This window comes from Candidatus Uabimicrobium helgolandensis (assembly GCF_041508025.1).
Lineage (GTDB): Bacteria > Planctomycetota > Uabimicrobiia > Uabimicrobiales > Uabimicrobiaceae > Uabimicrobium > Uabimicrobium helgolandensis.
Genome location: NZ_CP165719.1, coordinates 9,101,192 through 9,124,586, shown reverse-complemented (window position 1 = coordinate 9,124,586; position 23,395 = coordinate 9,101,192). Strand labels below are relative to the sequence as shown.

Below are 23,395 nucleotides of genomic sequence, written 5' to 3'. Positions count from 1 at the left end.
AGTTTAAGGCTGTAGATCAAAAAACAAAAAAATAAACTAACATGTTAGAATATAAAAATTCTAACATGTTGCAAATTTTAGTAGTTAACAACTCACAGAAATAGGACGAATATCCATAATATCATTGAATAATCTTACCCAATCTTTCCAGTCTTGGTAAATATTTTTCTTCAAGGCTTTGATCTCTTTTTTAAGATTTTTTAAAGTCTGTTTTTCCATACACTGCTTTTTGTACTCAGAATAAAGATCTTTAAGATTGTTCATTTCTGATATTTTTGAAGAAATATCTTCAGCAACTTTGCGAATTTTTTCTTCGAGAACATCTACTTTTATATACTGGATTTCTTTGATCCAATCAAGTAAGATGTCGCGATCTTTTTTGATAATACGTTTTTGTATTTTGTACTTATCTATTCGTTTTAATTGCTTAGTCCACCCTATTTTACTAAGCGACCATATTAACCATTTTGTAGGATCAAAATGATACCACCTTATACCATTGCGATAATCTGTAGCAAATGAGTGATGATAGTTATGATATCCTTCACCAAAAGTAAGTAAAGAGATGACATAGTTATCCACTGCTGAAATTTCCTTGCAGTAACTTTTTGAGCCCCACACATGCGCTAGTGAATTAATGAACCAAGTAGAGTGATGTAATAAACAAAGTCTTGCCCACCAAACAATAACAAAAGCACCAACATAATCATTTAGTAGCCAACCTACAAGCACAAAACTTCCTACATTCAGTAATAAAAACAGTAAACCATAATACTTATCTTGTAAAACGACCATTTTGTTTTTAAGTAAGTCAGAGACAACTCGCGGTTCGATAGGCTTAGGCTTCTCAAAAAGCCACAGGATATGAGCGTACAAAAAGCCTTTCTGAATACTATAAGGGTCTTTGTCCGTATCTATATGAGCATGGTGAATACGGTGGTCATTTGACCAACGCAAAGCGCTTCCTTGGCCAGCCATCGTACCAAAAAAAAGTAAAACAGCTTCGACAAGTTTATTCGCTTTGTAAGTACGATGAGAATAGAACCTATGGTATCCTCCTGTTATGCTAATTCCCGTAGCAAAAAACAAAAACAGAGCAATACCAACTAAGGTCCAAGTGATTGAGAAATAATACAAATAAAGAGGTAAGCCTATAAGTAGTGCTACATGATAAACACTTATAAAAGTAAGAATAGGCCAGTTTATTTTTTTAAACTCCATTTCGCGAGTCCTTTTTTGATAAATCTTTAAACAATTGCCCCGAAGGGGTTTTATACATGCCTAGTAAAAATAGTTCATTTGCAATATTTTAAAGAGGCAACTATTTTTAAGAGGTAACTTAGGTTAAAGAAAACCATATGAAAAGTAAACAAAAAAATAGGGATTTCAAGACTAGCCGAAGCATACAAAAACCCACCCACATTCGAAATTAACAGTAAAAGCGATTTCGATCCCGTCTCGATCCGAACGCTACCAGATTAAGGAAGTGACATCAGTGCTAAAAACGCTGTGTATTATATCTCAGAGCGATACTTTGAGTTAGAATACATGAGAAGTTTAACTCTGAGGGATATTTATTTAAAGCTTATTAATTATTTTTAAAAACATACGGCATCTATCTTCTTGTAAATTAGTTATTCTAAGACTTGCATTAGTTGAAAGTTGGCTATTTTTTTACATGCCGATTCTATATATCAACCTTACAACTTTTTCCAAAAAATAGTTGCATCAATGCAATTTTTACAATATTATTGCACCAACGCAACTATTGCATCAATGCAACTATTAAACAACAGGAATAAAAATGTCATTAAAAAAAGTAAAGAGTTTACGAGAGAAAATGCAAATAACTCAAAAAGAGTTGGCAGAAAAATCCGAAATTGCTCATGCCACGATCTCTCGAATAGAAAGCGGAAAAATTAAGGAATTAAAGTCTGAAGCTGTAAAGAGGCTTGCTGCGGCTTTAGAGGTAAGCGTCGATTTTTTATTGGGATACAACAAACAACTAAGACGCCAGCGCAAAGAAAGTCCACAATTAAATGAATTAGTTAATAGCTATGAAAAGCTTTCTTTTAAGGGAAAAGAACAACTAGATAACTACATTCAATTTCTAGTAAAAAAAGAACAGGAACAATAATGATCGACATTAACAATTCTAAACTTAAAAAAATAAAATTCTCACAAATTAACCCAGGCTGCGACCGTAAATATTTTATCAATGAAGACGATATACGAACCGTACTTAGTCGCATTCCTTATGAAAATTGGCAAATGCTAAAAGCAGTACACCTCAACGACAAAGGCCAAGGTGTAAGAATTTTAGGCTACGTTACCCAAGGACGAAGAGAAATTGCACTATGTGCTTTACCTCCAAGAGTAAGCTTGACAAGATTTTTGCTAAAGCATCAAGCGCCAGCGATGTTTGGTGCTAAACGAGGTGAACAGTGGAACAAAATCGCCATTCGCCGTTATCTTCTCTACGATGTATTTCTTCATGAATTAGGGCATTTACAGATCGTGGATGAAAATGCAAAAAGCATCAGAAGAAAATTCGCCAGCGAAACAATCGCCCAAGAGTTTGCCGATTACTGGCGAGAATTCTTATGGCAACAAGACTTTTCGCATCCAGATCCCGTCCATAATCCTCCTCAAAATAAAATAGAAGTGAGTAATAACACAAGATGACAAGTGATATACGCTTAGCAGCGCAATACCAGAATCAAGGTGATTCGCATTATGCCGAGAGACAATACCTTGAAGCCATAGATAGTTACAGCAAGGCAATAAATTTAAACCCAAATCCGAAATACAATTGTGTTTACGTTTATCGCGGCGATGCTTACTGTAAACTAGAACAATACGATAAAGCAATACAAAACTACAGCAAAGCTCTAAAACTAGAACCTGATGACGACCTAGTATACGCATGTCGTGCAGATGCTTATCGTGCTATGGGAGAGTTTGATCTAGCAGAAAATGATCATCAAAAAGTAGTAGAACTTGATATTAAATGTGAAGTAATATACTCCGACTACGCAGAAAGTTACTACAATAGAAAAGATTATAACAAAGCCATTTTCTACTATACAAAAGCAATACAAGTAGAACCATGTTCTACCGACTATATTTCACGTGGAGATTGTTATTATGAGCAAAAAAAATACGACGAAGCTCTTGAGAATTATACAAAAGCAATAGAAATTGATCCTACAGGATGGTATTACCGCACACGCGGAAATTGTTATTACGATCAAAAAAAATATGGTAAAGCCGTTTGCGACTATACAAAAGCGATAGAAATGGATCAACAAGACCAACATGCGTACGAAAACCGTGCGGGTAGTTATTTTTGCCAAAAACAATATGACAGAGCAATATCAGACTATACAAAAACGCTAGAATTAGACCCTAAACGTTTCAGCGCTTACCACAATCGTGGAGATATCTACTACTATCAAGGTTTACACGACAAAGCTATTAATGATTACAACAAGGCTATTGAAATACAACCTAATTATGCAAGCGTTTATTGTGATCGTGGATACGCCTACTTTCGAAAAAAACAATACGATAAAGCAATAGCTGATCAGACAACAGCATTACAAATAAATCCCAAATTCGATCCAGCTTATAACGGTAGAGGAGATATTTATTTCGATACCAAAATATATGATAAAGCGATTAATGACTACAACAAGGCTATAAAAATAAACCCTTACGATCTTTATTATAACAACAGAGGATATTCTTTTTTTCGTAAAAAAGAATACGAGGAAGCTATTTGCGATTGTACAAAAGCGATACAAATAAATCCACACAAAGGGATGTACTACCACTTACGCGGACACTGTTACTACGATCAGAAAAACTATAGCTTAGCAATGAACGATTACACAAAAGCAGTTGAATTGAAATCTGAAAGTGGAGGACTGTACAATAACCGCGGAAATATTTACTACAACAGGCAACAATATAACGAGGCCGTTGACGATTACAGCAAAGCCTTAGAGCTCGACCCTATAAATGTTTATTACCACAACCGCGGTAATGCTTATCGAAAAAAACAACAGCTTAATAAAGCGATTGAGGATTACCACAAAGCTCTCCAATTGGATTGCACAGATGTCGATAGCTATAACTGTTGCGGAATTGCTTACCATAATATACAAAACTATTACAAAGCAATTAAGATCTACAGCAAAGCAATTGAATTAGAGCCTCAACGAGCTATATTGTACCACAACCGTGGTAATGTTTATTATGATAAAGGAGAATACAACAGTGCACTTGAAGATTATAGCAAAACAATAACACTTGCTCCTGAGCATGTACTGACATATAGCAAGCGCGGTAACACTTACTACAAGAAAGAACGATTAGAAAAAGCGATCAACGATTACCAAAAAGCTATAAAACTAGATCCTCAAAATGCTTATGTATACAATTATTGTGCAATCGCCCACCACGATAGAGAAGAGCTTGGCAAAGCAATTAGTTATTACACTCAATCTATCCAATTAGACCCGAAAAGTTTTATTTTGTACAATAATCGAGCTGGTGCTTATTCCGATAAAAAAGAGTGGGATAAAGCAATCAATGATTATAACAAAGCGATAGAATTGGGAGAAAGTAATCCAGAAATATACAAAAAACGAAGTTTAGTTTTTGATAAAATAGGAGAAAGCGAAAAAGCCAAAGCAGATTTGCTCGTATACAAACATCTTCAAAATTAAACAAACATCCTATTTCAATTTTAATCAAGCTACGATCATTCAGGAGGAGATATGGCAGTTTTAGATGGCCATCGAAAAGAAATATTTTCGAATGGTAAAATAGCAGTAATCGAACCACTAATAGTAATTGAGAAAAAGAGTATAGAATTTCTTGTTAGCGGTAGGCTTGAATATCATTTTGGAAAAGCACCTCATTGTAGTATAGAGCAGCAGATAGAATATTATTTTCAGAAAGACTTAAAATATCTAATATTCTTTAATATAAAATACATTTCTTTCAACGAGTTGTGGCCAAATTTAGTGGCCCAAGTAATAAAACTAAAGGGAGCAGTGTGTATAGCTGACACTCCAAAATCTGTTATCGAACAAATACTTACCTATACGCCCCAAGTATTCATATACAAAACAGTTGCAGAGGCGTTAGTAAATCAGCAATTACTCGCTCAAAAATCGTAGAGCTATATTTTTTAACCTAGTTGTATTTCTTCAGCTTCATAAACTCTTTATCCAATTACATCAACTAAAATACTAATCTTGTTGTGAAATAAAACGCTTACTTAAAGTTTTATAGCGAAAAATGAGTAAGCAAATAAATAGTAAGATATAAGAAGATGGTTCAGGAACCGTACTAACAGTAGCGGAAAGATTATTTACCTGATATCTTTCAGCGGCATTGTTTCCTGATAATAACAAAGTTAGTCCTAAAGATGCATCTAGTGGTATATCTGAGACTATTAAAGGTGTAAATATTCCGCTCATATTTGCTTGTAAAGTAGTAACTCCATCTTCGATTGAAAAAGAGATACTAAAAATATCACTAAAAGCTGCGTTGGTAACATCAAGGTTAAAATTAGGATTATTTAAAATGTCTCCTCCATCTTCGGCTGTGGAAAAACTTAGTTGTCCACCTCCATTGTCAAGTCGAATAAAGCCCGATGTATTAATACCGTCACTTAAAGATAAGAAAAGGTCGTTATCATCAGTTAGTGGAGTAATATCGGCAGTAATATCTACGGAAACATTATTAGCTGTTCCTGGCGCAAGAATAGTTGTACGAGACATAATTTCAATGAAGTTAACAGCACCTTCGTTAAAGGTAATAGTTCCATCACCATTATCTACTGGCTGCCTGTTTCCATTGGGGAAAACAGTATTTGGATCATTGAGTAATTCTTGTCCTGTAAAGTCAATACTTGTAATTATTTCAGCATTTACCATACTTAGCAGAAAAACAAAATAGATCAAAAAAATACAAATATGTAATTTTCGGCGCATAATAAACCTTCACTTAATAACCTCGTTTTTGTTTTAACAGTGCGCCTAAAATTTCAGACGCACACATTTTATGACCAATTTTCTAAAACGTCGACAAAAGCGGTTAAAAATTTATTCGCCTGGAAGCCATCCATTGCGCGGTGATCTATTGTCAAAGTCACATAAATCATCGGTTGGATTTGTATACAGTCTTGTCCATTTATTTCCTTAACAACAACGCGTTTTTGCATTTTGCCAATTCCCAAAATAGCTGACTGTGGTTGATTAATAATTGGTGTTGCGATTAAGCTACCACTAACTCCGTGATTGGTAATTGTAAAAGTCCCACCTTGTACATCTTCATTTGCCAATTTACCACTTCTTGCTTTTTCTATCAAGCGATGTAATTCATTGGCAACCCCCATTAAATTTAAATTTTGTACATCCTTTAACACAGGAACGATAAGGCCTTTATCCATTGCTGTGGCAACACCAATATTACAGTTATGGAATATCTCCAGCTTATCATCATGCCAACGCGAGTTTACCTCAGGAACTTCTTGCACTGCTATAGCGGCTGCCGTAGCAAAATACGAAGTAAATGTTAATTTAACTCCTTGTTTTGCGTATGCTTCTTTATTTTTACTACGATGAGCAATCACATTCGACATATTTACTTCAAAAATAGCCGTGACATGTGGAGCTACCTTCAACATGCTATTGACCATATGATTTGCTATTTGCTTACGCATAGGTGAATGCGGTACAAATCGACTTGTAGTAGAAGCACTCTTTAGAGAATTAATCCTTGTTGTCGTAGGATAACTCGACTCATGCGGTTCAACATGAGATTTTATTTGTTTATCTTGAATCTTGTTTCTTGCAACATAGAACATAACATCTTTATGTGTTATGCGCCCTTTTTTACCACTACCATCTATTTTAGATACATCTAAATTGTGTTTTCGTACAAGTTTTCTTACAGCAGGACTCAAAAGTAGTTTGTGCTCTACAGTTTTTTGTTCTGTAGCTGTTTTAATATTTTCCGTATACTCTTTAGAGAGACGATCTGTAGTCGTACGTACTGTCGGCTCTCCAAAAAGAAGGATTTCGGCTAACTCTTCTCCTGGCATAACATCAGCATTTTCTTGTTTGAAAATTTTATGCAATTCTCCTGTCGCAGGCGAAGAAATTTCGATAGTTACTTTATCAGTGCTTATCTCAACAATCGGTTCATGAATTCCAACGAAATCTCCTGGTTGCTTTAACCATTTTTCCACGACTGATTTTGATCCTTCTTGCTCTGGCATAGTAACGAGAACTGTTTTGGACATAGTTTTCCCTTAGAATTCAATGAGTTCTTTTATGGCTTTTGTTATTTTTTCAACGCTTGGTACAACCGCATTCATTAATCCAATGTTGTAAGGGATCGGAATATTAGGCACAGCAATTCTCTCGATAGGAGCATCCAAACTAAAAAAAGCTTCTTTGACAATAGTCGCACTAATCTCTGCACCAAAACCAGCGGTCATATTATCTTCGTGAACAATCAAACATTTTTTGGTTTTGTCTACAGAAGCGAGAATTGCCTCTTTATCCCAAGGAGATAATGTACGTAAATCTAGAATATCGGCACTGTGACCTTTCGCTGCTTTTTCACATCTTTCGACCATCGCTCCCCAAGTGACAATTGTAATATCACTTCCTGTAGCAATGAGCTTTGCTTTCCCCATAGGTAAAACATAATTTTCTCCAGGGTAAGGACGTCGCGCCCAAGAATTATCCAAAAGCGCACGATGCTCGAAAAATATAGTTGGATTATTACTTCTCATCGCTGCCCGTAAAAGGCCAACGGCATCTTCAGCATTAGATGGGCAAACCACTTGCCAACCCTGCCCATGTACCCACATTACCTCATTTGACACACTATGCCACGGATCACCACATTTAGCAAAACCACCTGGCAAGCGAACAACAATTGGCGCCGCGAAACGATTCTTAGTGCGCCAGCGTATTGTACCACAGTTATTTAGCTGTTCTGTCGCGGGATCTGCGTATTTACGGAATTGAATTTCGGCAACGGGCATTAAACCGGCAAGCGCCATTCCAACAGCACGCCCAATGATACCTTCTTCTGATAAACTCGTATCAAAAACGCGCTCTTCGCCAAATTTTTTCTGCAATCCCATTGTAGCAGCATGAACTCCTCCTTTCGGGCCAACATCTTCTCCAAAAACGAGAAGTTTTGGATTTGCCTCGAGTTCATGCTCTAGAGTTTGTCTAATAGCAGTAAGCATATTCATTCTTGCAGTGCCCGTTTGTGGAGTATCTTTAGTTTCAGGAAAATTATGATTTTCAGAAGCAAGTCCACCTGTTATCTGAATTTCGTCTTCATAAAATAAATGCTTTGTTACATCATCAGGAGATGGTTCTGGTCGCTCTAGTGCCATTTGCAATTTGCTATTTACCTCTACTGCAACTTTTTCTTCTAAAGCTTGCCACTCTTTTTCGTTCATACATTCAGGAACAATATAATCACGTAATTTATGATAAGGATCACTTTGTTGTTCTTGTTCTAAAAGTTCAGGAGACTTGTACGCTTGAGTATCTTGTCCAGAATGACCACAAAGACGTGGAACAGTTAAACGCAGTAATACAGGCCCTTCATTATTACGAACCGCGTCTACAGCTTTTTTTATAAGCTGCGAAGCTTCGTGAGGATCAGTACCATCACCACTTAAAATATTAAGATGAGAAAATGATTGCAAATTTTTTGCGATATTCGCTCCAGGCGTTTGCTTCTCTGAAGTAACAGATATAGCATAACCATTATCTTCTATATAAAATAAAAATGGTAATTTCAAAGTCGTTGCAATAGTAAGAGCTGACCAGAAACCATTTGTCGCAACCGAACCTTCTCCACCAAGAACAACCGAAATTGCTTTATCATAAGCACTTTCTTTTAAAGTATCTCTACGATACTCAATCGCTTGTGCCCAGCCAATAGCAGGTGTATATTGCGAGCCCACATCTCCTGCCATTGGGATAATTGTTGCTTTTCCTTGAGATGGAAGATTACAAACAACTCCAATATCGCGCCCGCCACTAAATCCTCCAGATTTTGCTAAAGGACCAGCAAAAGCATCGTCAATTTCCAAACCTTGGGTTAATAACAAAGGGCGCGAACGGTAATAAGCACTTGCGCAGTCTTTTGCATTTGTCAACATAGAACCTAGCAAAATCTGTCCTAGGTCGTGGCCGCGAGCAGAAAATTGGTACAATACTTTCTTTTGCGGGTAAAGCTCAGTCTCTTCTATTTCATCTATTTTGCGCGAGGTCATAACCCACTTGCAAATCTGTTTCCAGTCAAAGTCGCTGTTTATTTTACTCATAAGCTAACAAATAGAAATTACAGAAAATAATTTCTATTTCTCCTAAAAAATACAAAAATAAATTTTTAGTTATTATACCTCTTATATCAAGCAAAGTAAAGGAGCGATCAACCTTTTGGGTAGGGCATGTCGGCATTGTACAAAGCCCAAATTTTATTTAATGCATTGTTAGCAGTATCGCGTATTGAAAAATCAACTTTATCAGATGCCCAAGTTTCATCAGGATTTATTTCGACAGTTAACATCCCGCGCTCCTTAGCTTTTAAAATAGGTCCTTGAATATGAGGAAAGCCACAAGTTGTGCCCACAACAAAAACTATGTCAAAACCTCTCTGTAATTCCTCAGCGAATTTAATAAGTTTTCTTCCAGGTATCATTTCCCCGAAGAGAATAACGTTGGGACGCAACATATTCTGGCATTCAGGACAAATAGGAGGGATTTCAAGACCAGCATAATTTTCAACCATTTTCTGGTAGTCGCATTCGCGGCAATATAAATCGCGATAATTGCCGTGAATTTCAATAACATTTTTTGAACCTGCTTGAGAGTGAAGATCATCAACATTCTGAGTGTATAGTTCACGAAAACATTATCAAATATTACATTTAATGAATTTTCATTTAAAAAGGAGTGATCCTTTTAGGGAATACTACTATGCCCTCTATCCCGTTAGCAAAAGCATTCGGGATTGCTTTTCGAATAATGTTTGCTGCCCCGTTGATATCAGCATTAAGCAAAATATTTTGTTTAGACCTAAATAGACCTCGTTTAACACGGCGTCCCAAATAATTTTGATGTTTCTTAATCGGTTCACTGTCTAAGAAAGAACATTTAGAAGTGTAACTTTCTTCTTGAATAAGAACTTCAATACCAGCAAGTTGGGCTTTGTAGGTAAGTTGGTTAACAAACTGAGAATGGGGAATAGAAACAAAATTTTGATTATTCCTTTTGCCAATGTTAATCTGTTGCTTCCAATCATCGTTTTTGCCAATAACTAATGTTCCAATACTTTTCTCAACTAGCAATTTAATGATATAGCGACTAGATTGATGAAGGTAGTTGCTAACAACGCAATTTCTTTTGTATGTAAGTTTTTCAATTCTTCTACTAGTTCCTTTGTTACCGATATAAGACATTAAACAAGAACGCTTTTTGTTAAAAAATTGGTTAATCGATTTTAGAGGTCTACCGTTAATCAAGACAGGAGTGAAGTCTTTTTGATTTGAAGTTATAGCCGCTAAGTTGTTTAACCCAATGTCTATTCCAGCGATTTTGTTTTTATCAAGGTTAGGATTAAGAACTTTATGTTTTCCTAATTGTTTGTAACAATCTTCTAATAATAATCTATTGAACTCAAGTAACTTTTCTTCTTTTGGCTTTTGACTTAATATTTGTTTTGTTACTTTTGATAGTGTTACAGAATCAAAAATATCTTTGTTATAAATTTTTGTTTTGATCAAAGAATTCAATTTATCTGCTATTGCTTTTTTTAAAAACTTTGCTGGTTTATCGCATTTGTAGTTTTCTATTTTTTCTTGCAATATTTTTGAACACTTTTTTCTCAAATACAATGATATTGGTGTATCTTTTTGTAGTTCTAAGAGAAATTCCGACGTGATATCTTTTTCTTTGAGTAGATACACTGATTTCTCGTAAACAATCTCTATTTTGTACATTCCATATCGAGGAACTATTCTTACCTGTTTGATGTGTTTTTGTTGACATGACAATGTTATGTTACACATTGATAGCTTGATTTTGTTCTTTGTTAATTCTTTTTTGTTTATTGCATCTATTGGGTATAAAACTATATTCCGTCCGTTACTCTTATGTTTATACTTTGGCAATTTTGGTTTTGCCTTGAATTTATTTGGATTGATCTTGTATCCTTCTAACCCTCTAAAAAATGATTCGAAGTTTTTGCACAATACTCTTAATATCTGCTGACTTGCTTTTGTTGGTAGTGCGTAATAGTCTGGCTGCTTACTTTGTTGTAGCTCTTTTTGAAGATTTTCGTAACCTATAAAACCTTTTCCTGCGAAAAAATTTTGACGCACTACATACAATCCAGCATTATATAGATTTTTTGAACGGAAACTTAAGTCGTCCAGTTCAGAGTATTTTTTATTATTTTTTGTTATATTATGTTTTTCTACGAGCTTCATAATTTTGCTTAAACTCACTTATTTTTCAGTTTTACTCATTTCTTCTTCTAACTCTTTTATAATTTTCTCTGTTCGCCTCTTGTTTCTTCTCAACCCATATAATCTAGCACAAAAAGAAGTAATTATATTTACGAAATCTTGCATCAAGTCCTCTTTATCACCACTTGTTTTGTTTATTACTTCTATTTTTTTATTTTCTTTTGCTAATAATATTTCAATGTAATTTAATCCAAATCTTGCCAAACGATCTTTGTGCTCTACTATTAAAATTTCCCAATCATCTGATTCTAAAATTTTCTTTAATTTTGCTCTCTTATCATTTAATCCAGATCCTATTTCTTTGACTTCTTTTGCTATTTGATAGCCTCTAGCACTTGCATAATCTCTTAGGCGGTTGCACTGAGACTCTAGATTTTTTTTATTTTCTGATGATGATACTCGTGCATAAATGATCACGCTTGGCTTTTCTTCCTTAGCTTTTTTTTCCTTTTCGTCGAAAACAACTATTGTTCCTGACGGGAGTTGTTTTCCTTTTATATAGCCTTTTTGCCAATGACGATAAGCTGTTAAATAAGTTATTGAATTCTTTTTTGCATATTCTGATAGTTTCATTACTTTATTATACTTTAGTTTTTCTTTTCGACAAGAACAATTTGATATTTTTTGATAATATTTGATATTGATTTATGTTAAACTTTACTATACCTTCAACTTTTTTATCTTCTGTCCATTTTCCATTCACACCGCGATATGAACGAATTCCTGAATCAACAGAAATGCCCGCTCCTGTTATAAATAAAATACGAGAACTATCTCCAAGATAATTTGCTATTTCCTTATAAACTTCCATCAATTACTCCACCAACATCATTTTGATCTCTTACAAAACTGTTCATATGAATACGCAATATCCAGTAGCTTTTTATCTTCGTGTTCTTTAGCAATAAGAGTCATCCCAATTGGTTCGCCACTATCTCGATACCCAAGAGGAATGCTAATGGCAGGATAACCGCATGGAGCATATACACTTGTAAAATAATTACTCAGAGTGGCAATTATTTCTATATCGTTTTTATCAAACAAATTATCTAATGTTTTTTTGGTAATTTCGCGATTGTTTTGAACTAAGACTTGGTATTGTTGCTTAGTTATTTTTTTCTTCAAAGAGTATCTAATTATTCCTTGGCCAAAAGGAGCATATTTATTTTTTTGTCGATTATTGTAATTAAAAACCTCTTGTAAACTAATAATTTTTTGCTGCGTTTGTTGCAAGTAGAGTTGTAATTCTCGTGGAAAATCATAAACCATTACGTGATAAGCATCTACCATACCCAATAATGGTTCATTTACTTCTATTTCCTTTACTGTAGCACCTAGTTTTTCAAATTGCTGATGCATTTTTTGCCTAAAACCTTTATCTCCTTCGCGGAAATTTTTTTGGTACTGTTGCCCGTAAAGAATACCTATTTTTGCTTTTTTCAAAGCTGCGTGATCAAGTACATTTGCTTGACGATATTCTCCTTGCATTGCAAAAAACAAAACAGCAAGGTCAGTCACATTCTGCGCCATTGGCCCTGCCGTATCTTGTTTAGAGGTGATGGGAATAATACGATCTTGACTAATAATACCAAGTGTCGGTTTTAATGCGAATACAGAATTTTGAGAAGCAGGATATATAATGGAGCCACTTGTTTCAGTACCTATAGATAACGAGCATAAGTTTTTAGCCACAGCACTTGCCGAACCGGAGCTAGACCCTCCAACATCAAAAAGCCCATGTGGATTTTTTGTTTGTCCACCTAAGCTACTAAAGCCGTTTGCTGAAGAAAAAGACATGAAATTAGCCCACTCACTCAAATTAGTTTTACCCAAAAGAAGCGCACCATTATTGCGTAAATTTTTTACTAATTCAGCATCACGATCACAGCGAGCGTCTTTTAACGCAGCAGCTCCAGCACTAGTGTGCATTTTTCCGGCAACGCCAATATTGTCTTTTAACAGAACAGGAATTCCGTGAAGCGGACTTCTTCTCTTAAGGCGCTTGTTATCAATTGAAATAGCTTGTTTTAGAACTTCGGGATTTAACTCTAAAATAGCGTTTAGCTGCGGGTCGTATAATTGTATTTGTTTAAGATAAAACAACACTAGTTGATACGATGATAACTGCTCACTGTCAAAAAGCTCTTGTATTTCATATACATTTTCAACGCAGGAAATTTTCTCTTCTACTTTAGCATAATTTTTAAAATTGTTTAGGTCTTCTATAAATGGAGAAAAATCAAGTTTGCGTATTCGTTTATGGGTATCTCCGTATTGTTGGCGCTTAAGCTGTTTGTTTATATAACTATCTACTTTTGTACCGGCGAACATTTTCTTACTAAAGGCAAAACAACAAACAGCAAACCCTAGTATAATAATACAAAAAATTTTCATTCTTTTCCCCGTAGTAACAGCAATATGAAACTTATTGAACAAAATTCAACTCAACGGCACTCAATGAGAGACTTCTCCTAACTAAATATTCGAAGCACTCCGTTTATAAAGTCTGAATCGTCTATAACATATAGATAGTCAAATGAAAGCATTTGTTTATGTTTAAATACAAGTATTTTTTTTACGATTTAATAAAGTCACACCAAGAAGTATAATTAATATGTAAGTACTTGGTTCTGGTACTGCATTTACCTCTGTTGAAATCAAAGCCTCTTGTGCTCCTGTGAAAATAACATTAGTGATATTATCAACACCATTATTTAAAGTTCCTGGGTTAACACTGTTAATCCCAAATTGGTTGAAATTAACTAGCGAATTGTTAAAGCCGCTTCTATTCAAAAACTGAGTAAATGATTCACCGTCATTCGCTGCAACAGCCCCTATTTCATCATTATCTTGACCAAAAAAAACATGCTGAACCCCCTCATCTTCAAACTGGAATGTATTCCCATCTGCTCTAATAAAGTAATTACCACCATCTTGATCAAGAATATTATCAACTCCATTTATAGTAAGAGTGATAAAAGGATTGACAAGAGTCAATAGTCCCGCGTTAAATACGCTTCCATCATCAAAATCGATTTGAACATCAAAAGTTTGTCCAACAATAGATATACCGTTAACCTCTCCTTGTTGATCTACAGTCATCCCGGTAAAAGTGAGTACTTCAGTAAACAACGTTGTAGAAAGAAATAATATTATAAAAATTTTTTTCATCTCAATACTTTCTATTGATTAAAATAATTTTCTTGGTGCTTACTTTTTCCAAAAGGCTGGGTGAAACAAGATAACAAACGTGTAAATTTCCAATCGACCAAAAAGCATACAAATTACAAGCAACAACTTACCTAAATCAGGAATCACTGAAAAATTCATTGTTGGTCCTACTTCAACAAAACCAGGACCAATACTATTAAGCGTTGCTGCGGTTGCTGACATTGATGTCATCATATCAAATCCCATAGATGAAATGATAATACTCGTTACTCCGAATATAATAATCCACAGGCAAAACAAACCAATAATGTTATTCACAACTTGGTCTTCGATAACTACTTTTCCTAAGCGAATTGGACGTATTGCTTGTGGGCGGAAAACATGTTCGATTTGATTGAAAATATACTTAAAAACAATGACCCAACGAATAACCTTAAAACTCCCAGAGGTTGAACCAGCGCAACCACCAATAAACATAAGAGCAAAAAGTATTAGCTTACTAAAACCAGGCCACTTATCGTAGTCTGCCGTTCCATAGCCCGTCGTAGTCTGTACTGATACTACTTGAAACAGTACCTCGCGAAGGTTTTTTAAAATATCGTGGCTAAAGTGTAAAGATAAGTCAACCATAATTAAAGTTGTTGCGGAGATGATAATAAGAAAATACGCGCGAAACTCTGTATCTTTCCAAAAAATGTTGCGCTGTCCTGATAAAAAATAATGATAGAGTGAAAAATTCACACCTGCCAAAAACATAAAAACGATAAGAACAATTTCAATAGAAATACTATCAAAAGCAGCAACGCTAGTATTTTTAGTCGAGTACCCTCCTGTTGCAAGGGTACCAAAAGTATGACAAATAGAATCGAATATAGTCATCCCACAACAACAGAGAGCAAAGGTTTCAATCACTGTAAGACCTATATATATTTTCAGTAGTATAAAAGCTGTTTCACGGATCTTGGGTTTCAAAACTTCTGTATGTGGTCCTGGAACTTCCGAATGGAATAACGCACGACCTCCTACGCCTAAATGAGGTAAGACAAGAATAAAAAGAACAACGATTCCCAAACCTCCAAGCCAATGTGTAAGTGAACGCCAAAATAGTAAGCTTTGTGGTAGAGCTTCTATATCACTTAATACACTTGCTCCCGTAGTTGTAAAACCTGATACTGACTCGAATAAAGACGATAAGAACGTCGGAATATACCCACTTACGTAAAAAGGCAAGGCGCCAATAATACCAGAGGCTATCCAAATAACAGACACTAAAAACAAGCCTTCTCTTTTGGTAAATTGATTGCTACCTTGGTATTTCTTAGTATATTTTTTACACAGAGTTCCTACTGAAATCGTTGACAATGTGATCCAACCAAATACATTTATCATCGCCCACTCTTGAGCATAAATCCCCCACAAAATCGAGGGGAGAAAACAACACCCATAAAAAACTAAGTAAGCCCCTAGCGTATGAATGATAAGTTGCAAATTCATTATTTCAATCCATAAATAAAGAAATGAGACACACTCAAGAACCTATCCTAAATATAATTTTGTAACAGGCTCGAAAAGTCAACCATTTTATTCACCAATAAAAAGTTTTCGTAGTGGATCTATATTCTTGCCAATGGTAAAAGCAACAATAATATCTCCTGATTGAATGTGGGAACTACCTTTGGGAACAAATATCTCTTCTCCACGCTGTATAATACACACTAACGTATTTTCAGGCAGATGAATCTGTTGAAGTGTTTTGCCTTGAAAAGGAAAACTATCATTGATGTACATTTCAATAAGATGAGCATCATCAAAACGTCCAAGAGTATGTGTTAGAACATTACCATTACGAACAAAATCAAGAATACACTGCGAAGTATTACGGCGTGGATTGACAATATTGTTAATCCCCAATCTTTGTAAAACTCGATTGTAGCGATCATTATCAATTACAGAAATAATTTCTTTTGCTCCCATATCTTTTGCAAGTAGGGAAGCCATCAAGCTTGTTTCAACTTCTTTACATGTGCTAATAAAATAATCAGCGTTTTCAATGCCTTCTTCGTGTAGAAATTTATCATTTGTCCCATCTTCGTTAAATACAGTGATATCAGGAAGTTCTGCTGCCACTTGTTTGCATCTCTCTGGATCTTCTTCGATAAGTTTCACTTGTATTTCGTGCATAGATAGCAACTTTGCAACAAGCGCTCCGATATGCCCACCTCCTAAAATAAAAGCGGTTTTGTGTTGAGAAAAAAACCACCCTTCTTTTTTAGGATCAAAAACACCTCCCATGTGCTCAATAACTTCAGTTTTTCCGATAATATAAAGAATATCACCTTCTTGGATTTTATAGTTCCCACTAGGAATAGTTAATTTCTCGTTGCGAACAACACCACTCACAAGTGTATTTTCAGGAAAAGGGATTTCTGTAAGCACATAGTCTTTATATTTAAATTTTCCACTTACGCGAATGGTTTTTACTTCGATATTACCATCGGCAAGTGTTTCAACAACGGAACTTTTGAGTTCTTTAGTGTAACCAATCACTTCTAAGGCTGCTAATATTTCAGGGCAAACGATCATATCAATACCCATTTTATTGCGATAAAGAGTTTTATGCCCCTTGAAATAAAAATCTTGACGTAATCGCGCAATTGTAGTTGCTACACCAGTATTCTTAGCAAGTAGACAGCTCAACATATTTGCTTCATCATTATTTGTTGTGGCAAGTAGCAATTTGCAATCTTCAAGACCCGCTTTTAATAAAACCGTCAAGTCTGCGCCATTACCATATACACATTGGACATCACATGTTTCTTGTATTTGAGCAAGTTTTTCCTTGTTGGTATCAACAATAGTCACATTGTTTCCTAAACATGAAAGTTCTGTCGCCAAATGTACTCCGACAGAGCCTGAGCCTAAAATAATGATGTTCATTTTTCTACTTTTTCCTCTAAATAAGTGATCGCATTTTTTAAACCATCAAGGGTAAGATCTTGCATATGAAAAATTTGGGAAATCGCTTCAAGTGTAGAACTTTGATAGTACCAATACTTTTTCTCTATTGGGTTAAGCCAAACCGCATATGGAAAGGTATCAGCAATAAGTTGTAGCCAGTCGATACCTGGAATAGCATTTTCTACGTAGTAGTTAATAGCTCCATATGGCGAAAATAATTCACTAGGTGCCATATTAGCATCACCTACGACAAACAAACGAATATCTTTGTCTTTTTGAAATATATTGCGAAGAGGTACAAAGTTTCGATGTTGAACATCACTATAAACACCTTCATAAATACAATTGTGAAAATAATAAAATTCTAAATCTTTAAATTGACTACGCATTTTTGAAAATAATAACTTTATGAGTCGTACATACGGCATCATTGAATATCCGCCATTGTCCATAAGAAGTACAACTTTTAGCTGGTCGCGTAATTCACGTTTAAAAATGAAATCGATTTCACCACCATTTTTACACGTTCGATGTATCGTTTCGTCTATATCTAATTCATTATGAGGACCAACAGGAAGCATATTTTTCAACATCGCGAGTGCTTGGCGTATGTTTTCTGCTCCTAGCTTTGCATCTTGCTTGTAATTTGTATAACGATTTTGCCCAAGAACTTTAATCGCAGATTTATTACCGCCCACACCATGAACGCGAATACCGCCTTTAGCATAACCAGAGTGTCCCCACGGTGACGTTCCTCCCGTACCAACCCAGCGGCTCCCCCCGTGGTGCTCTTCTTGTTGTTCAAGCATTGTTTCCCAAAATTTTTGCAAAAGCTCTTCGAGAGGCATTTCGTGTAATGCTTGAGGAGGAAAGTTTCCTTCTTCAATTTCTTTATCTAACCATTCTCGAAATGGCTTACTTAAAAAAAAGGAATCAACTTCTGGTATTTGCAGCTTATCTACTTGCCCAAGAAAATATGCGGCAAATGCGCGTTCAAACATGTCATAGTGTTCTACTTTTTTAACAAAAATAAGGCGCGTAACAAGAAACAAACGGTCGAGATTAGTAACTAGTCCTTTTTCCCATGCTTGGAAAAATTCAATAATATACTGGAAACTAATCGGAATCCCGCACCTTCGCAGTAATTGAAAAAAATCAGTAAACATACTATCTTCTTTGCTTTTTGAAACGTAAAATATCTTCTGTTCTTTTGAGTAAACTTCCCAAAAATGCTACTTCACCATTATTTTCTGGACCTGTTCTCTCGTTTTTTTGCAAGGCTCCTAACCAATCTAGAAGTTCCGCCGTTGCTGGAGGTTTCTCAAATCCTTCGCGGCGCAATTTGTAAAAAGCTTCCGTTGAGCTTTGTAAAAGAGTGTCATCAATATCTGGATAGTGTAATTTAACAATTTTACTAATTTCATCTACTTGCGGAAAAGGTATAAAGTGACAAAAGCACCTACGTAAAAACGGGTCAGATAGCTCTCGTTTCGCATTACTAGTGATAATAATAATAGGTTTTTGTTCTGCCTGCACACAGTGGTTAATCTCGCGGATAATGAAAGAATTGTCTTCTAGTACATCGAGTAGATTATCTTGGGTATCGCTATCAGTCTTATCAATTTCATCAATCAACAAAACACGTCGTTTTTCAGAACGAAATGCTCTACCTATTGGCCCAAATCGCAAATAATCCCAAATATTATTAATATCTCTCTTAGTATCCCCTGTTCCAAAACGCGAGTCATTGAGACGTAAAACAGTATCATAAATATAGCAAAGTTCTTCGCCTTTGAAAGTTGACTTACAACGCGCTATTTCCATTTCGAGTCCAAGTGTTCTCGCAATTTCAAATGCAAGTTGAGTTTTTCCTGTGCCTGCTTCTCCAGAGAGCAAAAGTGGTTTTTCCATAAGAATAGCAATATTCACTATTTCCTCTAACTCAGGATTCAAATAATAACGATCTGTACTAGTAAATTGCAAAATAGTCTCCTCAATAGTTAAACTTCCACGGCTCATTACGCAAATTTATATCTTTGATATTCGCAGAAAGCAAATCGCGAAAACGCGGCTTCATTTCTGCCATAGAATCTCCACCTATTTTTTCCTGAAGTGAGTTCGCAATCACTAATGCTAACATTGCTTCAGCAATAGGTACAACGCGCGGTAGTGCACAAAAGTCACTTCGCTCGTACGTTGTCATTTCTCTTTTTCCTGTTGCAAGATTTACGGACTCGAAACCACGAACAACTGTAGAGATAGGTTTCATTGCAATGCGAACAACAATAGGTTCTCCATTTGAAATTCCTCCTTCAAGCCCTCCAGCTCGATTTGTTTTGCGCACAACTTGTAGCTGATCATTATGAAGAGCAATTTCATCGTGAACAGCACTTCCTCTCTTTCGAGCATTTTCAAATGCAAAACCAAACTCTACCCCTTTTATCGCCGGAATACTCATCATTGCCGCGGCAATTTGCGCGTCAAGACGACGATCATATTGCACGTAAGTTCCCAAACCAACAGGAATATTTTTTGCAAAAACTTCAACAACACCTCCTAGGGTATCTTGGGCCTTCATTATTTCTTTGATATGAGCATGCATTTCTTCTACTTGTCCTTCATTAGGGCAACGCACCGCATTTTTTTCAGCAATTTGCGCGCGCTCTTCGAGACAAGCCACTTTGTTTACAACCGTAACTTCTCCCAGTTGTGTAACATATCCACCTAAAACAATAGAAAATTCTTTTAGAAATTTTTTGCATATTGCTCCTACAGCAACACGCATAGCTGTTTCTCGAGCGCTAGCTCTTTCAAGACAGTAGCGCAAGTCTGGATAACGATACTTTATAGCTCCTGTAAGATCTGCATGTCCGGGACGTGGTGTGGTAATTGGAACAATCTCACGGTTCTGCCAATTTTTGTAGTCACGATTTTCTAACAGTAAAGAGATAGGTCCTCCTGTCGTTGTACTTTCAACAACGCCAGATATTATTTGAATGCGATCTTTTTCTATGCGCATACGACCTCCACTGCCAAAACCTTTTTGGCGACGTTGGAGGTCTACATTAATATCACTAGGAGTAACTGTAAGTCCCGCAGGAATCCCTTCAATAATAGCACTCAACATCGGCCCGTGACTTTCTCCAGCAGTTAATATACGAATCATTTGAGGCTACTTTCTTTGCGCAATAAGAACACCATCGTGAATAGCATTGATAAAAAAATCATAATTAGAATCATTCATGATCATACTCGTACTTTCGCGAATAGCGGATGTACAACTTTCGCTCATCTCCGTATCAAGTACGCGTCCAGCCCACAAAACATTATCACAAATATAAAGTCCTCCTGGGCGTATTCTATCTTTAACAGCTTGCCAAACTTCTGGATATTCTTGTTTTTCGCCATCATTGTAAATGATATCAAAATCTCCACTAGTACCGGCAAAAACTTCAAGCGGTAGTCCAAAGTGATACTCCACTTTTTCCCATTTTCCAGCTTCTGAAAGATATTTTTTGGCCCTCTTTACATTTTGCTCTAGATGATCACAGCAAATAACTTTTCCACCTTCAGCAAGTGTATTTGTAAACCAGTAAGCAGAATAGCCAAAACCGCTGCCAAACTCAAATATGCGTTTTGCATTTACACTACGTGCAAGAACCTGCAACATACTACCAACCGCCCGTCCAACAACAGGAAATTTTTCTTGTTCAGCGAATTTTTCCATTTCTGCGAGAACATTATCGTTATACTTTTCTAATAACTGAGAAATATAACTTTCGATTCGCCGGTCAACAGGTTTTATAAATTCACTCATTCGTTTTCCTTTATTGTTGAAATGTTTTTTACAATCATTGTATAATCTATTGACAAGTAGCTCAAGTAAGTTTATTTACCTGTAACAACTTTCTCAAATTATAAAAGTCAGACACACACCGCGCACAACAACGCGTATTCTTTACATTTTCAGGGAAAAAATATGTTAAATCGAGAGGTTATTGCTATTATCCTTGGAGGGGGAGCTGGAACTCGTTTGTTTCCCTTGACAAAGGTTCGTTCTAAACCAGCTGTTCCTTTAGTTGGTAAGTATCGCTTAATTGATATTCCTATATCTAACTGTATAAACTCTGGCATCAATCGTATGTTTGTTGCAACTCAATTTAACTCTGCTAGCTTAAATCGACATATATCAACAGCATATCGTTTTGACAGTTACAGCAATGGTTTTGTAACAATTCTAGCCGCAGAACAAACACTATCATCTAAAGAATGGTTCCAAGGTACAGCTGACGCTGTGCGACAAAGCTTGCATTATATCGACAGTTACTCTCATTCCCAAGTACTTATTCTATCTGGCGATCAGTTATATTCAATGAATTATGCTAAGATGCTACAGCATCACCAAGAAAATGAAGCAGATATTACTATTGCAACAATTCCAGTAACTGCAAAAGATGCTTCTGGATTTGGAATTTTAAAAACGGATGACAAATATGTAATCAACGAATTTCGCGAAAAACCACCACAAGAAGAACTAGAAGGCTTACAAAGTTACGTAAATGACGACCTGAAAAAAGAAGGTCGTGTATATCTTGCATCTATGGGGATCTACATATTTAACCGCAAAGTACTTCGCAAAGAATTAGACGAGAACGCTTTTACTGATTTTGGCAAGGAAATTATCCCAAACGCAATCAACAACCGCAAAGTAATTAGTTTTCCATTTAACGGTTACTGGAGTGATATTGGAACCATTCGCTCGTTTTATGAAGCAAATCTAGATTTGGCCAAAAGGCAACCGGCTTTTGATTTATATAACCCAGATATGCCAATGTATACTCACGCACGGATGTTGCCTGCCTCTAAGCTACAAAGCACTTTTATCCAAGATTCAATAGTTGCAGAAGGTTGTATTATTATCAATAGCCAAATATCTAACTCAGTCATTGGGGTACGATCTTACATTGGCAACAACACTACTGTAAAAAACAGCGTTATAATGGGAGCGGATTACTATTCATGGCATGACCGTGCCTCACGCGATTTCTTGGTCGGAGCCGATGCTCCTGGTATTCACGATGAAACCTATATAGAAGCCGCCATTATTGACAAAAATGTTCACATAGGCAAAAAATGCATCATTAAAAATCGCGACAACGTTCAAGAAGGCGAAGGTCCAAATTTCTTCATTCGCGATGGTATTGTCATTATTCCTAAAAATGCCACAATTCCCGATGGAACAATTATTTAGGCCTTCAGCGCAAATACACCTAAACAAGTTAATTTTCAAAGTACTCCAAATATACTGCAAGTGACCACCATGTCACTTGCGGCACATCCCTTTTGTAAAAACTTTTCCTTGAATAATCTTATGTGCAGGACGATTTCGAATAGAAATAGGCCTTGCGAATTCCTGGCCGCAACCTGAGCAGCGCATATCTCCAGCAGTATTGTCCTTTACAATACGATCAAGTAAACACTTTACTAAACCTCCGCGTCCACCTTTATGGTATTTATAAATTAGTGTATTACACTTAGCACAGTGGATGGAAATTGTGCGAATTACCTTCCCCATTTTAAGATCTCCTAGTTTTCAAATTCGGTTTGCTTACTATAGTCTACAATGACTCATTCACTAAACAAACTTAAAATTTTATGCATTTCAAAATTCATGTCACAACT

21 protein-coding genes and 1 pseudogene are annotated in these 23,395 nt (G+C 35.9%); 5 read left to right on the top strand and 17 right to left on the bottom strand.

Going from position 1 to position 23,395, the window contains the following annotated elements; genetic code table 11:
* Positions 1-84: 84 nt before the first annotated feature.
* A complete protein-coding gene (locus UABHE_RS33780; protein WP_372367895.1) occupies positions 85-1,221 on the bottom strand; it encodes a fatty acid desaturase in 1,137 nt (378 codons plus the stop codon).
* A gap of 583 nt (positions 1,222-1,804) precedes the next feature.
* On the opposite strand from UABHE_RS33780, the gene UABHE_RS33775 reads away from it, so the two are divergent.
* From UABHE_RS33775 to UABHE_RS33760, 4 genes are read left to right on the top strand one after another with little or no spacing between them, the layout of a single operon-like run.
* Positions 1,805-2,137, top strand: coding sequence for a helix-turn-helix domain-containing protein (locus tag UABHE_RS33775; protein ID WP_372367894.1), 333 nt, complete (start codon positions 1,805-1,807; stop codon positions 2,135-2,137).
* Positions 2,137-2,685, top strand: a complete 549-nt coding sequence (locus UABHE_RS33770; protein WP_372367893.1) for a hypothetical protein — start codon at positions 2,137-2,139, stop codon at positions 2,683-2,685. Before UABHE_RS33775 ends, UABHE_RS33770 begins: the two co-directional genes overlap by 1 nt.
* Positions 2,682-4,733 carry a tetratricopeptide repeat protein gene (locus UABHE_RS33765; RefSeq protein WP_372367892.1) on the top strand — a complete coding sequence of 684 codons (2,052 nt, stop codon included), beginning with the start codon at positions 2,682-2,684 and terminating at the stop codon, positions 4,731-4,733. Before UABHE_RS33770 ends, UABHE_RS33765 begins: the two co-directional genes overlap by 4 nt.
* A gap of 51 nt (positions 4,734-4,784) precedes the next feature.
* Complete coding sequence (locus tag UABHE_RS33760) at positions 4,785-5,189, top strand: hypothetical protein (RefSeq protein WP_372367891.1); 405 nt, start codon at positions 4,785-4,787, stop codon at positions 5,187-5,189.
* 72 nt (positions 5,190-5,261) lie between these two features.
* Here the strand turns inward: UABHE_RS33760 and UABHE_RS33755 are convergent, their stop codons facing one another.
* The 15 genes and pseudogenes from UABHE_RS33755 to UABHE_RS33685 form a co-directional block, all read right to left on the bottom strand.
* Positions 5,262-6,008, bottom strand: a complete 747-nt coding sequence (locus tag UABHE_RS33755; protein WP_372367890.1) for a hypothetical protein — start codon at positions 6,006-6,008, stop codon at positions 5,262-5,264.
* Positions 6,009-6,076: 68 nt separating this feature from the next.
* Entirely contained in the window at positions 6,077-7,321 is a 1,245-nt protein-coding gene (locus tag UABHE_RS33750) for a dihydrolipoamide acetyltransferase family protein (RefSeq protein WP_372367889.1), read from the bottom strand.
* Between the two features lie 9 nt (positions 7,322-7,330).
* Positions 7,331-9,379 carry a thiamine pyrophosphate-dependent enzyme gene (locus UABHE_RS33745; RefSeq protein ID WP_372367888.1) on the bottom strand — a complete coding sequence of 683 codons (2,049 nt, stop codon included), beginning with the start codon at positions 9,377-9,379 and terminating at the stop codon, positions 7,331-7,333.
* Between the two features lie 107 nt (positions 9,380-9,486).
* Positions 9,487-9,948: pseudogene (locus UABHE_RS33740) on the bottom strand (NAD-dependent deacetylase); the annotation flags it as partial.
* Between the two features lie 52 nt (positions 9,949-10,000).
* Entirely contained in the window at positions 10,001-11,545 is a 1,545-nt protein-coding gene (locus UABHE_RS33735; RefSeq protein ID WP_372365196.1) for an RNA-guided endonuclease InsQ/TnpB family protein, read from the bottom strand.
* Positions 11,546-11,563: 18 nt separating this feature from the next.
* Positions 11,564-12,157 (bottom strand): IS607 family transposase, encoded by a 594-nt coding sequence (locus UABHE_RS33730; protein WP_372365194.1) that lies wholly within the window; start codon positions 12,155-12,157, stop codon positions 11,564-11,566.
* Positions 12,158-12,164: 7 nt separating this feature from the next.
* Positions 12,165-12,395 (bottom strand): hypothetical protein, encoded by a 231-nt coding sequence (locus UABHE_RS33725; protein WP_372367887.1) that lies wholly within the window; start codon positions 12,393-12,395, stop codon positions 12,165-12,167.
* 17 nt (positions 12,396-12,412) lie between these two features.
* A complete protein-coding gene (locus UABHE_RS33720) occupies positions 12,413-13,978 on the bottom strand; it encodes an amidase family protein (protein WP_372367886.1) in 1,566 nt (521 codons plus the stop codon).
* A 162-nt stretch (positions 13,979-14,140) separates the two neighbouring features.
* On the bottom strand, positions 14,141-14,755 hold the full coding sequence (locus UABHE_RS33715) for a PEP-CTERM sorting domain-containing protein (protein ID WP_372367885.1): 615 nt from the start codon (positions 14,753-14,755) through the stop codon (positions 14,141-14,143).
* 39 nt (positions 14,756-14,794) lie between these two features.
* Positions 14,795-16,249, bottom strand: coding sequence for a TrkH family potassium uptake protein (locus tag UABHE_RS33710; RefSeq protein WP_372367884.1), 1,455 nt, complete (start codon positions 16,247-16,249; stop codon positions 14,795-14,797).
* 87 nt (positions 16,250-16,336) lie between these two features.
* Positions 16,337-17,692, bottom strand: coding sequence for a Trk system potassium transporter TrkA (gene trkA / locus UABHE_RS33705; protein WP_372367883.1), 1,356 nt, complete (start codon positions 17,690-17,692; stop codon positions 16,337-16,339).
* Entirely contained in the window at positions 17,689-18,879 is a 1,191-nt protein-coding gene (locus UABHE_RS33700; protein WP_372367882.1) for a hypothetical protein, read from the bottom strand. Before UABHE_RS33700 ends, trkA begins: the two co-directional genes overlap by 4 nt.
* Position 18,880: 1 nt before the next feature.
* On the bottom strand, positions 18,881-19,696 hold the full coding sequence (locus UABHE_RS33695) for an AAA family ATPase (protein ID WP_372367881.1): 816 nt from the start codon (positions 19,694-19,696) through the stop codon (positions 18,881-18,883).
* Positions 19,697-19,706: 10 nt separating this feature from the next.
* Positions 19,707-20,879: a chorismate synthase gene (aroC, locus tag UABHE_RS33690; RefSeq protein ID WP_372367879.1), complete on the bottom strand. Its 1,173-nt coding sequence runs from the start codon at positions 20,877-20,879 to the stop codon at positions 19,707-19,709.
* A gap of 6 nt (positions 20,880-20,885) precedes the next feature.
* Positions 20,886-21,605, bottom strand: coding sequence for an O-methyltransferase (locus tag UABHE_RS33685; RefSeq protein WP_372371717.1), 720 nt, complete (start codon positions 21,603-21,605; stop codon positions 20,886-20,888).
* Positions 21,606-21,692: 87 nt separating this feature from the next.
* On the opposite strand from UABHE_RS33685, the gene UABHE_RS33680 reads away from it, so the two are divergent.
* Positions 21,693-22,964 (top strand): glucose-1-phosphate adenylyltransferase, encoded by a 1,272-nt coding sequence (locus UABHE_RS33680; protein ID WP_372367878.1) that lies wholly within the window; start codon positions 21,693-21,695, stop codon positions 22,962-22,964.
* 72 nt (positions 22,965-23,036) lie between these two features.
* On the opposite strand, the gene UABHE_RS33675 is transcribed toward UABHE_RS33680, so the two are convergent.
* On the bottom strand, positions 23,037-23,288 hold the full coding sequence (locus UABHE_RS33675; protein ID WP_372367877.1) for a hypothetical protein: 252 nt from the start codon (positions 23,286-23,288) through the stop codon (positions 23,037-23,039).
* Positions 23,289-23,395 lie beyond the last annotated feature (107 nt).